This is a genomic window from Pseudomonas sp. NPDC089407, assembly GCF_044900445.1.
Taxonomy (GTDB): Bacteria; Pseudomonadota; Gammaproteobacteria; order Pseudomonadales; family Pseudomonadaceae; genus Aquipseudomonas.
In genome coordinates, this window is record NZ_JBJDNB010000015.1 from 59,388 (window position 1) to 73,388 (window position 14,001).

At 63.7% G+C, this 14,001-nt stretch carries 12 protein-coding genes; 6 read left to right on the forward strand and 6 right to left on the reverse strand.

The window, feature by feature from the left end; genetic code table 11:
* Positions 1-34: 34 nt before the first annotated feature.
* A complete protein-coding gene (speB, locus tag ACI2KG_RS13710) occupies positions 35-985 on the reverse strand; it encodes an agmatinase (RefSeq protein WP_003254586.1) in 951 nt (316 codons plus the stop codon).
* A 224-nt stretch (positions 986-1,209) separates the two neighbouring features.
* Here speB and ACI2KG_RS13715 point away from each other — a divergent pair, with 224 nt between their 5' ends.
* The 3 genes from ACI2KG_RS13715 to ACI2KG_RS13725 all read left to right on the forward strand — a co-directional run bounded on the left by ACI2KG_RS13715 (position 1,210) and on the right by ACI2KG_RS13725 (position 4,570).
* Positions 1,210-2,103 (forward strand): LysR family transcriptional regulator, encoded by an 894-nt coding sequence (locus ACI2KG_RS13715; RefSeq protein ID WP_201206170.1) that lies wholly within the window; start codon positions 1,210-1,212, stop codon positions 2,101-2,103.
* Between the two features lie 136 nt (positions 2,104-2,239).
* Positions 2,240-3,805 carry a methyl-accepting chemotaxis protein gene (locus tag ACI2KG_RS13720; protein WP_404662273.1) on the forward strand — a complete coding sequence of 522 codons (1,566 nt, stop codon included), beginning with the start codon at positions 2,240-2,242 and terminating at the stop codon, positions 3,803-3,805.
* A 165-nt stretch (positions 3,806-3,970) separates the two neighbouring features.
* Positions 3,971-4,570: a tRNA-uridine aminocarboxypropyltransferase gene (locus tag ACI2KG_RS13725; protein WP_404662274.1), complete on the forward strand. Its 600-nt coding sequence runs from the start codon at positions 3,971-3,973 to the stop codon at positions 4,568-4,570.
* 144 nt (positions 4,571-4,714) lie between these two features.
* Here the strand turns inward: ACI2KG_RS13725 and ACI2KG_RS13730 are convergent, their stop codons facing one another.
* The 3 genes from ACI2KG_RS13730 to ACI2KG_RS13740 form a co-directional block, all read right to left on the reverse strand.
* Positions 4,715-6,073 carry a TolC family outer membrane protein gene (locus ACI2KG_RS13730; protein WP_400613631.1) on the reverse strand — a complete coding sequence of 453 codons (1,359 nt, stop codon included), beginning with the start codon at positions 6,071-6,073 and terminating at the stop codon, positions 4,715-4,717.
* A 310-nt stretch (positions 6,074-6,383) separates the two neighbouring features.
* Entirely contained in the window at positions 6,384-6,749 is a 366-nt protein-coding gene (locus ACI2KG_RS13735; protein WP_404662275.1) for a YbaN family protein, read from the reverse strand.
* Positions 6,750-6,756: 7 nt separating this feature from the next.
* The gene (locus ACI2KG_RS13740; RefSeq protein ID WP_400613636.1) at positions 6,757-7,344 is read right to left on the reverse strand and encodes a YecA family protein; all 588 of its coding nucleotides are present in this window, start codon (positions 7,342-7,344) and stop codon (positions 6,757-6,759) included.
* Between the two features lie 246 nt (positions 7,345-7,590).
* Here ACI2KG_RS13740 and recQ point away from each other — a divergent pair, with 246 nt between their 5' ends.
* Both recQ and ACI2KG_RS13750 read left to right on the forward strand, forming a co-directional pair.
* On the forward strand, positions 7,591-9,738 hold the full coding sequence (gene recQ / locus ACI2KG_RS13745; protein WP_404662276.1) for a DNA helicase RecQ: 2,148 nt from the start codon (positions 7,591-7,593) through the stop codon (positions 9,736-9,738).
* A 150-nt stretch (positions 9,739-9,888) separates the two neighbouring features.
* Positions 9,889-10,326 (forward strand): MarR family transcriptional regulator, encoded by a 438-nt coding sequence (locus ACI2KG_RS13750; protein ID WP_201206157.1) that lies wholly within the window; start codon positions 9,889-9,891, stop codon positions 10,324-10,326.
* 117 nt (positions 10,327-10,443) lie between these two features.
* Here ACI2KG_RS13750 and ACI2KG_RS13755 read toward each other — a convergent pair whose 3' ends face one another.
* Positions 10,444-12,630, reverse strand: a complete 2,187-nt coding sequence (locus ACI2KG_RS13755) for a patatin-like phospholipase family protein (protein WP_404662277.1) — start codon at positions 12,628-12,630, stop codon at positions 10,444-10,446.
* Positions 12,631-12,697: 67 nt separating this feature from the next.
* On the opposite strand from ACI2KG_RS13755, the gene ACI2KG_RS13760 reads away from it, so the two are divergent.
* The gene (locus ACI2KG_RS13760; protein ID WP_338744833.1) at positions 12,698-12,979 is read left to right on the forward strand and encodes a SelT/SelW/SelH family protein; all 282 of its coding nucleotides are present in this window, start codon (positions 12,698-12,700) and stop codon (positions 12,977-12,979) included.
* 1 nt (position 12,980) lies between these two features.
* Here the strand turns inward: ACI2KG_RS13760 and ACI2KG_RS13765 are convergent, their stop codons facing one another.
* Positions 12,981-13,871, reverse strand: coding sequence for a DMT family transporter (locus ACI2KG_RS13765; RefSeq protein WP_404662278.1), 891 nt, complete (start codon positions 13,869-13,871; stop codon positions 12,981-12,983).
* Positions 13,872-14,001: the final 130 nt, after the last annotated feature.

Genomic DNA, 14,001 nt, shown 5'->3' on the forward strand with positions numbered 1-14,001 from the left:
GGCCGCTCCTACAACCGAATGCACCAAATGCCGTTTAGCGGCGCACTACACCCGGCAGCACGCAAAGCATCTCGAACAGCAGGTTGGCACCGAGCAGCGAGGTGTTGCCGGTGGTGTCGTAAGGCGGGGAGACTTCGACAAGGTCACAGCCGATCAGGTCCAGGCCGTGGCAGCCGCGGATGATCTCCATTGCCTGGATGGTGGTCAAGCCGCCAATTTCCGGGGTACCGGTGCCTGGCGCCCAGGCCGGGTCGATGCCGTCGATGTCGAACGACAGGTAAACCGGGCCGCCACCGACCTTTTCCCGGACTTCGGCCATCAACGGTTCCAGCGACTTGTGCCAGCACTCTTCGGCCTGAACCACGCGGAAGCCCTGGCGACGGCTCCAGTTGAAGTCGTCGGCGGTGTAGCCCTGGGCGCGCAGGCCAATCTGCACCACGCGGTCGCAGTCGAGCAGGCCTTCTTCCACCGCGCGGCGGAAGGTGGTGCCGTGGGCGATCTTCTCGCCGAACATGTGGTCGTTGACGTCGGCGTGGGCGTCGATGTGCACCAGGCCGATCTTGCCGTGCTTCTTGTGCAGCGCACGCAGGATCGGCAGGGTGATGGTGTGGTCGCCACCCAGGGTCATGGGGATGACATTGTGCTCGACGATTTCGTCATACGCTTCTTCGATGATGCGCACGGCGTCCAGCAGGTTGAAGGTATTGATCGCCACATCACCGATGTCGGCAACCGACAGCGAGTCGAACGGTGCAGCCCCGGTGGCCATGTTGTACGGGCGGATCATTACCGATTCGGCGCGGATCTGCCGTGGGCCGAAGCGGGTGCCGGAGCGCAGCGAGGTGCCGATGTCCAGTGGCACGCCGATGAAGGCAGCATCCAGGCCTTCGGCGCTTTGCAGGTGGGGCAGACGGAGCATGGTGGCGATGCCGCCGAAACGCGGCATTTCGTTGCCGCCCAGTGGTTGGTGGAGAGTCTTGTCCACGGTGGGCCTCATCAGTCGGTCGATTGTTCTGTTTGTTCGAACCTGTGCCGCCGCGCGCCTTTCAACTGTGTTTGTGCCGGCGGGCAGGGACATTTCGGCCAGTCTGCGCAAGGTAGTGCCCGGGAAGAATCGCTACCGACAAATACTTAGTTCAGGAATTTCTGAACTAAAGCCTGGCGCAACGGTTAGACTGCGCGCAAATACACCAGTGGAACCGTTGCACCATGGCCTCGACATTGCCCGACCTGAAACTGCTGCGCATCTTCATCAGCGTGGTCCGCCACCAGGGCTTTGCCAACGCCCAGCGCGAGCTGAACCTGTCGACCTCGGCCATCAGTACCTACATGAGCCAGCTGGAGGGTGCCTTGGGTATCGTGCTGTGCCACCGGGGCCGGGGCGGTTTCAGCCTGACCAGCAAGGGCGAGCTGTTCCACCAGGAAACCCTGCGCCTGCTGGCCGAACTGGACGGTTTCGAGCAGTATGCCGCGGCCCTCAAGGGCGAGCTGCGCGGCACCCTCAACCTGGGGGTGATCGATTCCACGGTTGGCGACCGCGCGCTGCCGCTGGCCGAAGCCATCGGTGCCTACAGCCAGGAGCACCCGGCAGTGCACCTGCACCTGTCGGTGTCCAGCCCGTACGAGCTGCAACTGGGTGTGCAGGACAACCGCCTGGACCTGGCCATCGGTGCGTTTTCCTCGCGCATGAGCGGCCTGCTGTACCAACCGTTGTACCGCGAACAGCACTGGCTGTACTGCAGCAGCCGGCACCCGCTGTACAACGATCGGCGAATTCCCGAGCAGGTGGTAACCCAGCAGCGCATGGTCGGGCGTGGCTACTGGAGCCAGGCCGAACTGGCCCGGCATGGCTTCAAGCACAGCGCTGCAACGGTAGAGAGCATGGAGGCGCAGCTGATCCTGATTCTCTCGGGTGCGTACATCGGCTATCTGCCCGAACACTACGCACAGGCCTGGGTCGACAAGGGCGACTTGCGTGTGCTGTCGCCGTCGACCTTCGGTTACCAGGCGCCGTTCTCGTTGATCATTCGCCGCGGGCGTAGCCGCGAACCGTTGATCCAGACCTTCCGCGATCTGCTCAAAAGCCAGCTCAACGTGGGTTGAGCTGCGTCACATTCATGCATTCCGTCGGGCGACGTTAAATTCCGGCAAAAGCTGACCGCTAACCTGATAGCGCTCTGCTACATATCAACTTGCGCTGATGATTTCCCCTTATTTCATCCTGCAAGGATCGCCCAAGATGCGCATGAATTTGCCCGTCACTGAGCACGAAAGAACCTTTTCCAGCGAACAACGGCTAATTTCCACTACCGATCTCAATAGCCGCATCACCTACTGCAACGATGCCTTTGTGGCGATCAGCGGGTTCACCTACGACGAGTTGGTGGGGCAACCGCACAACCTGGTGCGTCACCCGGACATGCCGCCCGCGGTATTCGGCCACATGTGGGAAACCATCAAGCAGGGCAAACCGTGGATGGGGGTGGTCAAGAACCGGGCGAAGAACGGTGATTACTACTGGGTCAGCGCCTACGTTACGGCGATCTATGAGCAGGGCCGCATCAGTGGCTACGAGTCGGTACGCTCGGTGCCCACGCGCGAGCAGATTCGCCGCGCCGAGGCCTTGTACGGCCGCTTGCGCGATGGCCGCACGCCGGTGTCGTGGGTGGCCCGCCTGGGACATGGCCTGGGCCATGGCTGGCCATTGATCGGTGCGGGCCTGGTGTCGGCGGCAGGCTACTTGTGGCTGCCACCGTATGCCGCGCTCGGCGTGCTGATGGCCAGCCTGCTGCTGGCCTGGTACCTGGTCGAGCACGGGCAGAACCAGACCATTCGCCGCACGCTGGCCGAGCACCCCAAGGCCTTCACCAGCCCCTTGGTGGCGTTGACCTACAGCGACAATCCAGGCCTGCAGGGCCAACTGGACCTCGCCATCCTCAGTGAGGAAGCCCGCCTGCAAACGGCGTTGACGCGCCTGGTGGACGCCGGGGTCGGGGTGAAATCGCGGGCTGCGCAATCCTCCGACCTGTCCGATGCCCAGGCGCAGATGCTCGACCGCCAGCGCAGCGAGACCGACCAGTCTGCCACCGCCATTGCGCAGATGGCGGCCACCATCCAGGAGGTCACCCACAACGTGCAGAGCACGGCGCATGCGGCGGGTGATGCCGACCAGCTGGCGCAGCACGGTAGTGAGCTGGCGCTGCAGAGCCTGAAAGCCATGGGCAGCATGAGCGATGCGGTCAATGACATTGGCCAGGCGGTGAATGCTTTGGCCGAGCAGACCCAGTCGATAGGCAGCGTGGTCGATGTGATTACCTCGATTGCCGAGCAGACCAACCTGCTGGCGCTCAATGCCGCCATTGAAGCGGCGCGGGCGGGCGAGCAGGGGCGCGGGTTTGCCGTGGTGGCCGATGAGGTGCGCTCGCTGGCCCAACGCACCCGTACGTCGACCCAGGAGATACACCAGATCATCGCCTCGTTGCGCGCCGGGGCGGAGCGCGCAGTCAGTACGGCCAACCGTGGCGAACAGATCTCGCGGGACAGTGTGCACAGTGTCGAGGCGGTGCAGGCGGCGTTGACCGGGATTGCCCAGGCGGTCAGTCGGATTACCGGCATGAGCCAGCAGATGGCGACGGCATCGGAGCAGCAAAGCCACGTGGCCGAGGACATCAACCAGCAGATCGTGAGGATTGCCCAGCTGTGCGACCAGAGTGCCGGGCAAGCGCGGCAGGGTGCTGAGATCAGCCAGGACCTGGAGCGCATGGCGGAGTACCTGCATAGCCTGGCGGAGCGGTTCAACCGCTGAAGGCGCTGGGGCCGCCTTGCGGCCCATTCGCAGGCAAGCCAGCTCCCACAGGATCACCGCAGGCCTGAGCCTTGTGCAGTACCTGTGGGAGCTGGCTTGCCGGCGAATGGCCCGCAAAGCGGGCCCATGATCTGTGGCAAAATTGTCCCCGCCAAGGAGACCCCCATGCCCAGACCCCGCTGCGAACGCTGCCTGCGCCCGCTCGACCATTGCCTCTGCCCTTTGATTCCCGCGCTCGACAGCCGCACCCGCGTGATCCTGCTGCAGCATCCCAGCGAAACCGCCCACGCGCTGAACACCGCACGCCTGGCTGCCCTTGGCCTGAACAACGCCGAGCTGCGGATCGGTGAGGTATTCGATGGCCTGGAGCAACTGCTGGCCACGCCCGATTACCGGGTCGTGCTGTTGTTCCCGGGCGACGACGCTCACGTGCTGACGGCCTATGGCGAAACAGACGGCAAACCGTTGCTGCTGATCGTGCCCGACGGCACCTGGCGCAAGGCGCGCAAGCTGCTTTACCTTAATCCGCTGCTAGAGGCGTTGCCGAGGGTGACTTTGGGGCAGGTGGCTGCTTCGCGCTATCGCTTGCGCAAGGCGCCGGAGGCGGGGGCGTTGTCGACCATCGAAGCTGTGGTGGGGGCGCTGAATGCGCTGGAACAGCCAGCCTGCTTCGATGCGCTGCTGGCACCGTTCGAAGCGTTGATCGAAGGGCAGATCAGGGCCATGGGCGAGGAGACGTTCCAGCGTAACCATGGCACCGAGTGAGGGCAGGGGGCTGCTTCGCAGCCCATCGCGACACAAGGCCGCTCCTACAGATGATCGCACCAGCCATTGGCATACGCGATCTCCTGTAGGAGCGGCCTTGTGTCGCGATGGGCCGCAAAGCGGCCCCGGCTATCTCAACCGCGATCAACGCATCTCGGGCAGACGCGCCTCGGTACGTACCTCGGTAGTCGCCAGCGCCTCTGGCGGCAGCGAAATACGCTGCTTGGTCAGCAGCTCGCCCATGGTTGCCAGTACGCGATAGCGCGAGAACTCTTCGGTGTAACGCACTTCGGTGTAGCGGCGGTCGGCGTTGTACAGCTCGTTCTCACTGTCCAGCACGTCCAGCAGGGTACGTTGGCCCAGGCCGAACTGGTCCTGGTAGGCCGCGCGCACGCGCTTGGTGGTCTCGGCGTATTCACGCGCGGTCGGCAGCTGCTTGCTGGCGTTGTTCATGGCGTTCCACGCCAGGCTCAGGTTCTCGGTCAACTCACGCAGGGCGTTGTTGCGGATGTCCAGGGCCTGGTTGATCTTGTGCGCGTCGGAGTTCAGGCGAGCCTTGTCACTGCCGCCGCGGAACAGGTTGTAGTTCATCTCCACGCCGGCTTGCCAGTCATTATTGTTATGACCCTTCTCGCCACCCGTGTTGTTATTGGCACCGGTGGCAAGGATGGCGTCGAAGCGGGGATAGAAGGTCGATTTGCCGATTTCGTATTGCTTCTCGGCGGCATTCACATCCGCTTGTGCCGACTTGATATAGGGGTTGTTCTGGCGCATGCCTTCGCGCGCTTCTTCCAGATTGACCGGCATCTCCACTTTGATCGACTGCGGGCTCTCCAGCTCGTCTGGCACGCGTCCGACTACGCTGAAGAAGTTGGCCTCGGCATCGGCCAGGTCGACTTCGGCGGTGTCCAGGTTGTTTTCTGCCAGGGCGCGACGGGCGCGGGACTGGTCAAGGTCAGCGGTGCTGCCGACGCCACGCTCGTTGCGTAGGCCGATCTGGTCATTGACCCGCAGGTGGGCTTGCAGGTTGTTCTTGGCCAGGGTCACCAGCTCACGGCGCTTGAGCACTTCCAGGTACACCTCGACCGCACGCAGGGCGACATCCTGGGCAACTGCCTGGGTGTAGTAGGCGCGAGAGGTGGAGACAGCCTCGGTGCGGCCCACTTCATTCGAGGTGTTGAAGCCGTCGAAGATCATCTGCCGCAGGCGCAGCTCGGACTGGGTGTAGTTCAGGGTTTCCTTGTTGTGGTTACCCTCGGCTCGGGTGGTGCTATTGTCCGAGCGCTGACGGCCATAGCCGGCGACCAAGTCTACGGAAGGGTAGTAGCCACCACGCGCGAACTTGACGTCTTCATCAGCCGAGAGCTTGCTGTTACGGTTGGAGCTGACCTGCGGGTGGTAGTCCACGGCGCTTTGGACGGCCTCGGTGATCGACATCGCCTGTACGTTGGCACTCGCCAGGGCCAACAGTAATGCACTGGTGATGGGGTTCAAAACGCGCATGGTACATCTCCCTGATCCTGGAATTGATCCTGCTGTTCGCCAAAAAAATGACGATAATTTATCGCGTATAGTGTTGCAGGTTTTTAACCCCACAGCTAAGTACATTCATTGCGATTGATAAGAAGATTTATTCATATCAAACTGCCATATAAGGTTTTTATTGTCTAACTAACGAGGGTACGCAAATAGCTACTGACAGCATCGAGTGCCCTGAAAGCCAAGGTTTACAAGGCGCGCGTACGGTTCCAGAACTATTTCAGATAAATAGGGGCTTAGTTAGGCTAAATTGATATTTGGCGACAAAATATTGTCACTTCCGCACATGCAAGGTTTTTTGCTTGAGGATGTACAGGCTGACCAGCACGGCACTGGTGAGCATGAAGGTACGCGCCCAGAACAGCGGTACCAGGTAGCACGACAGGCCAATGCTGGCCCACATCAGGCCGATGGCGTAGACCTTGCCCTTGAGGGGGATGCCTTCACCACTGAGGTAGTCGCGGATCCATGGCCCCAGCTTGGGGTGATAGACCAGCCATTGGTGAAAACGCGGCGAGCTGCGGGCAAAGCAGGCTGCCGCCAGAAGCAGGAAGGGGGTGGTGGGCAATACCGGCAGGAATATGCCCAAGACACCCAGCGCGACGCTGAGCCAGCCGATGGCCAGCAGCAGGTAGCGCACCGCAGGTTCAGTGGTGGCGTGGCTTGAGCAGTGCCGGTTTCTCGTCAGGCGCGTGCAGCAGCAGGAACAGCGCGGTCAGCGCTTCGGGGATCTGTACGATCATGTCGTCCTGCAGGTTGGCGTTGCTGGCGATGTCGGCGAACTCTGGCTGCTCGTCGAACAGGCCCGAACCCACCATGATTGGCAGCAGCATCTCGCTGACTTCTTCTTCGTCGCGGTCGAACCAGGCTTCTTCACGCAGGAAAACGCCTTCCATGAAGCCGATGCACCAGCCGCGCAGGTCGGAATCGTCCGGTTCTTCGGTCAGGTCGAGGTCGCACGGCAGGTCGAATTCTTCTTCGCTGGCCAGTTGGCGAGCAATGTGCGCCTTGAGCGCCACCAGGGTGGCCTCGATTTCAGTGCGCTGGGCTTCGCTGGCGTAGTGCGGCTCTTCGGCGAACAGGGCGTCGATCCATTCGCGCTCGGGCACTTCTTCGGCGTTGATCGACAGGGCGGTGAGGTAGCCGTGGGCGGCGACGTAGTCCAACGCCTCTTCGTGCAGTTCGTCGGCGTCGAGGAAGGCTTGCAGGCGGGTCAGTTGCTCGGCGAAGGACATTACAGGGCTACCTTGGAGAATAAACGATAACGAATTCTAGCACCTTGCAGCGGCGCCGGGGTAAAGGGAACGTCTATCGCCGTGGTGCCCTGCGCAGTACAACGCTGCGGTATACTCCGCGGTTTTTCATCCAGGCGCAGGCATTGCCGGCCGCCTGGTAAAAACCGCTTACGCATTCGGCGTGTGCGGGGCGGGTTTTTCGTCCAGCCTGTATCCAGGATGGTACGGCGATTTGTGGAGTTGCACATGCTCGAACAGGCTCAGCGCGTTCTCAAGGACATCTTCGGCTACGACAGTTTCCGAGGGCGCCAGGCAGCGATCATCGAATGCGTGGCCAATGGTGGCGATGCCCTGGTACTGATGCCCACCGGTGGCGGCAAGTCGTTGTGTTTCCAGGTGCCGGGGCTGCTGCGCCCGGGCCTGACCGTGGTAGTTTCGCCACTGATTGCGCTGATGGACGACCAGGTCGCCACCCTTGACGAGCTGGGCGTGGCAGCGGCCGCGCTGAACTCCACGCTGACCGCAGAGCAGCAGCGTGAGCTGGCCGGGCGCCTGCGCCGCGGCGAAGTGAAGATGCTGTACCTGGCGCCGGAACGCCTGGTGCAACCGCGCATGCTCGACTTCCTGCGCGACCTGGATATCTCGCTGTTCGCCATCGACGAGGCGCACTGCGTGTCGCAATGGGGCCACGACTTCCGCCCGGAATACCTGCAACTGGGCCAGCTCGCCGAGCTGTTCCCGCATGTGCCGCGCATCGCGCTGACCGCCACCGCCGACATGCGTACCCGCGAAGAGATCGTCCAGCGCCTGCACCTGCAAGGCGCCGAGCGCTTCCTGTCGAGCTTCGACCGGCCCAACATCTTCTACCGCATCGTGCCCAAGGAGGCGCCGCGCAAGCAGCTGATGGCGTTCCTTGGCGAGCGCCGTGGCAACGCCGGCATTGTCTACTGCCTGTCACGCAAGAAAGTCGACGAAACCGCTGCGTTCCTCTGCGAGCAGGGCTTCCCGGCGCTGCCGTACCATGCCGGCCTGGCCGCCGAGACGCGGTCGGCCAACCAGCACCGCTTCCTCAACGAGGAAGGGTTGATCATGGTCGCGACCATTGCCTTCGGCATGGGCATCGACAAACCCAACGTGCGCTTCGTCGCCCACCTCGACCTGCCCAAGTCGCTTGAGGCCTATTACCAGGAAACCGGCCGCGCCGGCCGTGACGGCCTGCCATCCGATGCCTGGATGGCCTACGGCCTGCAGGACATGGTGATGCTCAAGCAGATGCTGCAGAACTCCGAAGGTGACGAGCGCCACAAGCGCATCGAGCAACACAAGCTCGACGCCATGCTGGCCCTGTGCGAAGAAACCCGCTGCCGCCGTCAGTCGCTGCTGGCCTACTTCGACGAAGTCCTCGAACAACCCTGCGGGCACTGTGACAACTGTGTCGACAACATCCAGACCTGGGACGCCACCGAGCCGGCACGCCAGGCTTTGTCGGCGGTGTTCCGCACGGGTCAGCGCTATGGCGTCGGCCACCTGGTCGATGTACTGCTGGGCAAGGACACTGAGAAGGTGCGCAACTTCGGCCACGAGAAGCTTTCGGTGTTTGGCGTGGGCAAAGGCCTGGCCGAGGTCGAGTGGCGTTCGCTGTTCCGCCAGTTGGTGGCCCGTGGCCTGGTCGACATCGACCTTGAAGGCTATGGCGGCCTGCGCCTGTCCGACAGCTGTCGGCCCCTGTTGCGTGGCGAGGTCACCTTGCAGTTGCGCCGCGACCTCAAGCCGCAAACCACCGCGAAAAGCGCGTCGTCCAGTGGCGGCAGCCCGGCCAGCCAGCTGGTGCGTGCCGAAGAACGCGAGCTGTGGGAAGCACTGCGCACCTTGCGGCGCAAGCTGGCCGAAGAGCACAGCGTACCGCCCTATGTCATCTTCCCCGACTCGACCCTGCTGGAAATGCTACGCAGCCAGCCGGTCAGCCTCAGCGACATGGCCCAGGTCAGCGGCGTGGGGGCGCGCAAGCTGGAGCGCTATGGCCAGGCATTCCTCGAAGTGCTGAACAACGGTGGCGGCACCGACGAGGCGCCAAAGGTGGTGCTCGACCTGCGCCACGAACTGGTCAGCCTGGCCCGCGCCGGCATGACCCCGGCGCAGATCGCCGGGCAGCTCAACTGCAGCGAAAAGAACGTGTACAGCCTGCTGGCCGAGGCATTGGGCCGCCAGGAGCTAAGCCTGGACCAGGCGCTTGACCTGCCGGAAGACCTGATGATGGAGGTGCAAGACGCCTTCCTCGATGGCGAAGGCGAGTTGCCGCCTGTGTCGGCCATTGCCCCGCTGTTTGGCGCGCGCGTACCTGAAGGGGTGTTGTATTGCATCCGTGCTGCGCTGGCCGCGGAGTTTGAGCTGTAACCCTTGGCAGGATCGAAGGCAGATGCGCGATCTGCTGACCTTTGTCATGCTTTTTGACGATTATCGAACACGCAAGTGTGCCCGAGCCTTGCCTCGTGGGGCCGGGCATGGTTAGCTGCCTAATAATTAGATCTACTCAATGAGTTGCTTATGCCCCTGACCGACAACCAACACCGCTTCGGCATGCAGCTGGCCCAGATGTCCCGGGGTTGGCGTGCCGAGCTGGACCGCCGCCTGGCCGGGCTCAACCTGTCCCAGGCGCGCTGGCTGGTGTTGCTGCACCTGGCCCGTTTCGAAGAGGCCCCGACCCAGCGCGAGCTGGCCCAGAGCGTGGGCGTTGAAGGCCCGACCCTGGCGCGCCTGCTCGATAGCCTGGAGGCACAAGGGCTGGTGCGTCGGCAAGCGGTGCTGGAGGATCGGCGGGCGAAGAAAATTGTACTGTGCCCGCCGGCCAAGCCGCTGATCGAGCAGATCGAGACCATCGCCAACCAGCTGCGCATCGAGCTGTTTACCGGGGTGGACGAGGCTGACTTGCAGGTGTGCATGCGCGTGCATGCCAAGATCCTGGCCAACCTGGAGAAATCCTGAGGGCCATTGGGGCCGCTTTGCGGCCCTTTCGCGACACAAGGCCGCTCCTACAGGGGATCGCGTAAACCTGTAGGAGCGGCCTTGTGTCGCGATGGGCTGCAAAGCAGCCCCGGCAATTTAGAAGGTATGCCCCAGGTTCAGATACACCGCCTGCTCATGCGCACTGTTGGCGCCATAAGTAAAGTTCAGTGGCCCCAACGGCGTCTCCAGCCCCAGGAAGATGCTCGCCGCATCGATGTAGCCACTGTCGAACGCGTTGTCGTTGTTCCACGCCCGCCCGCGCTCCAGTGACCCGCCGATGTACAGCGGGAAGTCCAGCGGCACATAGGCCCGTGGCGTCAGGCGGCGGTAGTAGACCACCCGCATCAGGCTCACGTTCTGCCCCGACACCGAGTCCTGGCGGAAGCCTGACAGCTCCCGCGCCCCGCCCATCACGAAGCTCGAGGTGACCACTTCGGTCTCATCCAGCGTGCGCCCGTAGCGCCCGCCCAGCACGAAGGTGTTCGGCCCGCTGCTGATGGCCTTGTCCAGGTTTAACATCCACTGCCGGTAATCCTGGTCGGAGTCCAGCGACTTGTCGTACTTGCGCAAGGTCAGGCCGATGTCCTCGCCGCGGTGCGGGAAGTACACGTTGTCGAGGGTGTCGAACGAGTATTTCAACTCGTAGAAGCCTTCGTTGAAACTGACCTTGGGCAGGTCCTGGTCGCCAATGCGCACCTCCGCCTCGCCCCAGGCCTTGCCCACGCCCAGGCGCACCTCGCCGCTGGTGCCGATCTGCCGGCCCACGTTCAGGCCAAAGCCGTAGCGCTCCAGGCGGTATTCGGCGACCGGGTCGTTGTCGAGGGTGGCTTCGATGTTCTGCGAGCCGAAATCCAGGTAGGGCGCGACGAAGTAGCGCGAGCCCACGTCCAGCGGCTGGTAGAACTCGCTGTACAGTTCTTGCTGGTCGCCGATCTGGCCGCGGGTCAGCCATTCTGCGCCCAGGCTGTTGATGCCGTTGACCCGGTAGCTGGCGCCCAGGTTGAAGGCGCTGTCGCCGCGCAGGTCATCGGACAGGTTCAGGCCCAGGCGCAGGTAGTCGGTGCCACCACGGCGGCCACGGGCATTGATTACCAGCGTGTTGTCGTCACCCTTGTGCACCACGCGGTACTGCACCCGATCGAAGTAGTCCAGGCCGTACAGCGTGCCCATGTCGGTCTGCAGGCGGTCCAGCTCCAGCGGCGCATCGATCGGCTGGCGAATGTAGGAGCGGATCACATCGTCGCTGACCTTGGAGTCGTTCTCGATCCTGATCGCGGTGATCACCGGTGTGCGCTGGCGTGGCGAGCGGGCCACGGCCAGGCTGCTGTCGCCCTCGGGCTGGCGCAGGGCGGCAAGGCGTGGGTCGAGCAGGCGGGTGGCGCGGTAGCCCGCGTCGATCATGTCCCGGGCACGGCCGAAATCGGTCACGCCGAAGGCGGTCAGCGACGGCTGGATGAGGATGTCGTCACGGTGCAGGCTGGCCAGCTGTTCTTCCGAGTTGCGCCGGGTCATCAGGGTGATCGACTGGTTGAGCACATCGACCACGGTCAGCAATTGCTTGCGGTCGCGCAGCGGGGTACCGATGTCGACCACGATGGCCAGGTCCACGCCCATTTCGCGCGCCACGTCGACCGGGATGTTGTCGACCATGCCGCCGTCCACCAGCAGGCGGCCGTCCAGTTCGACCGGGGCGAACACCGCCGGGATCGACATGCTGGCGCGGATTACCTGCGGCAGGTGGCCACGGCGAAACACCACTTTTTCACCACTGGCGATGTCGGTGGCCACCGCGCGGAAGGGGATCGGCAGCTTGTCGAAGTCACGGGTGTCGGCGGTGTGCGCCAGCTTGCTTTCCAGCAGAAGCGACAGGTTCTGGCCCTGGATTACCCCCAGCGGCAGGCCCAGGCTGCCGTCGTCGCGAAAGCTGAGCTTCTGTTTGACCAGGAAATCGCGGTCATCCTGCTTGCGCCGGAACGGCACATCCTTGCGCGGTGGGGCGTCAGACAGCGCCTGCTGCCAGTCGAGGGTGGTGGCCAGTTTTTCCAGCTCTTCGACACTGTAGCCCGACGCATACAGCCCGCCGATCACCGCGCCCATGCTGGTGCCGGCAATTGCATCGATGCGCACGCCCTGTTCCTCCAGGGCCTTGAGCACACCAATGTGGGCCAGGCCACGGGCCGCGCCACCCGACAGCACCAGGCCGACCTTGGGCCTGGCCGGTTCGGCGGCGCTTGCTGTAAGCGAGGTGAGGGCGAGCAGGAAACAGAACAGCAAACGGCGCATCGTGAGTCTCAAACCGTGGGCTAAAGACCGCTAGTATAAGCGGCCCCTCAGCAGGAGATGTTTCACCATGGCCGACAACAAGCCGGAAATCGTCATCACGTATTGCACCCAGTGCCAGTGGCTGCTGCGCGCCGCCTGGCTGGCCCAGGAACTGCTCAGTACCTTTGCCGACGACCTTGGCCGAGTGGCGCTGGAGCCTGGCACCGGCGGTGTCTTCCGCATTACCTGCAACGGCGTGCAGATCTGGGAGCGTAAGGCCGACGGCGGCTTCCCCGAGGCCAAGGTGCTGAAGCAGCGGGTACGTGACCAGATCGACCCGCAGCGCGACCTGGGCCACAACGACCGCTGAATCAGGCGCCCTCGGCCAGTGGCCGTTGCTTGGGCGGCTGCTCGGCAGCCAGGCGGCTGGAGAGCACGATGGCGAAGATGATCAGCGCGCCGCCCAGCAGCATGCGTACGGTGGGGGTTTCGGCAAACACCACCCAGGCCACGGCAATGCCGTAGATAGGCTCCATGCCGAACACCACGGCAGCGGTACGCGCCTTGATCACTGCCAGGCTGGCAACGAACAGGCTGTGCGCCACGCCGGTGCAGAAGATGCCGAGCAGGGCGATCCACAGCCAGTCCATGCTCGCGACACCGGCCAGGCCCGGGGCGGCGAACGGCAGCAGGCACAGGCCCACCACCAGGTTTTGCCACAACGCGGCCTGTACTGCCGGCAAGCGGCCGGAGCCGGCGCGGTTGGTCAGCGACAGCAGCGAGAACAGCAGGCCCGAGAGCAGCGCCCAGAGCAGCCCGCCGGTCGCTTCGCTGGCCAGGTCGAAGGCCGGCGTGACCAGGATCAGGCCGATGCTGACCAGCAGCACCAGCACGGCCTCGTTGCGGCGGATGCGCTCGCGGAACAGCAGGCCTTCGAGAATCACGGTAAAGGCCGGGAAACTGGCGAAACCGAGGGTAGCAATGGCCACGCCACCGACCTTGACGGCAATGAAGAAGCTGACCCAGTGGCCGGCCAGCAGTACGCCGCCCAGCAGCAGGCGGCGGGCGTCCTGGCCGCTGAGGCGCTGCCAGCCGGGGCCGGCAACGCTGGCGAACAGGGCCAGGGCAAGCACGGCGAAGGCCGCGCGGCCGAACACGATGATCGCCGGGCTGGCGCTGGCGGCCAGTTTGCCGAAGACGCCGGTGAGGCCAAAGAACAGCGCGCCAATGTGCAGGGCGCCGAGGGCGGTGCGGTGGTTCATGATGGGTCCTTGCTCAAGATCTCTGCTCACTGTGCCGGCCTCTTCGCGGGTGAACCCGCTCCCACAGGGTTTCGCTGCCCTGAAGGTTGTGCAATACCTGTGGGAGCGGGTTCACCCGCGAAGAGGCCGG

What these genes read in the sequence shown, in the direction of transcription:
- ACI2KG_RS13725 (WP_404662274.1), top strand. Translation starts at nt 3,971, where the DNA reads ATGCCCAGACCCCGCTGCGAACGCTGCCTGCGCCCGCTCGACCATTGC.
- ACI2KG_RS13760 (WP_338744833.1), top strand. Translation starts at nt 12,698, where the DNA reads ATGGCCGACAACAAGCCGGAAATCGTCATCACGTATTGCACCCAGTGC.
- ACI2KG_RS13740 (WP_400613636.1), bottom strand. Translation starts at nt 7,344, where the DNA reads ATGTCCTTCGCCGAGCAACTGACCCGCCTGCAAGCCTTCCTCGACGCC.
- ACI2KG_RS13765 (WP_404662278.1), bottom strand. Translation starts at nt 13,871, where the DNA reads ATGAACCACCGCACCGCCCTCGGCGCCCTGCACATTGGCGCGCTGTTC.
- recQ (WP_404662276.1), top strand. Translation starts at nt 7,591, where the DNA reads ATGCTCGAACAGGCTCAGCGCGTTCTCAAGGACATCTTCGGCTACGAC.
- ACI2KG_RS13755 (WP_404662277.1), bottom strand. Translation starts at nt 12,630, where the DNA reads ATGCGCCGTTTGCTGTTCTGTTTCCTGCTCGCCCTCACCTCGCTTACA.
- ACI2KG_RS13730 (WP_400613631.1), bottom strand. Translation starts at nt 6,073, where the DNA reads ATGCGCGTTTTGAACCCCATCACCAGTGCATTACTGTTGGCCCTGGCG.
- ACI2KG_RS13715 (WP_201206170.1), top strand. Translation starts at nt 1,210, where the DNA reads ATGGCCTCGACATTGCCCGACCTGAAACTGCTGCGCATCTTCATCAGC.
- ACI2KG_RS13720 (WP_404662273.1), top strand. Translation starts at nt 2,240, where the DNA reads ATGCGCATGAATTTGCCCGTCACTGAGCACGAAAGAACCTTTTCCAGC.
- ACI2KG_RS13750 (WP_201206157.1), top strand. Translation starts at nt 9,889, where the DNA reads ATGCCCCTGACCGACAACCAACACCGCTTCGGCATGCAGCTGGCCCAG.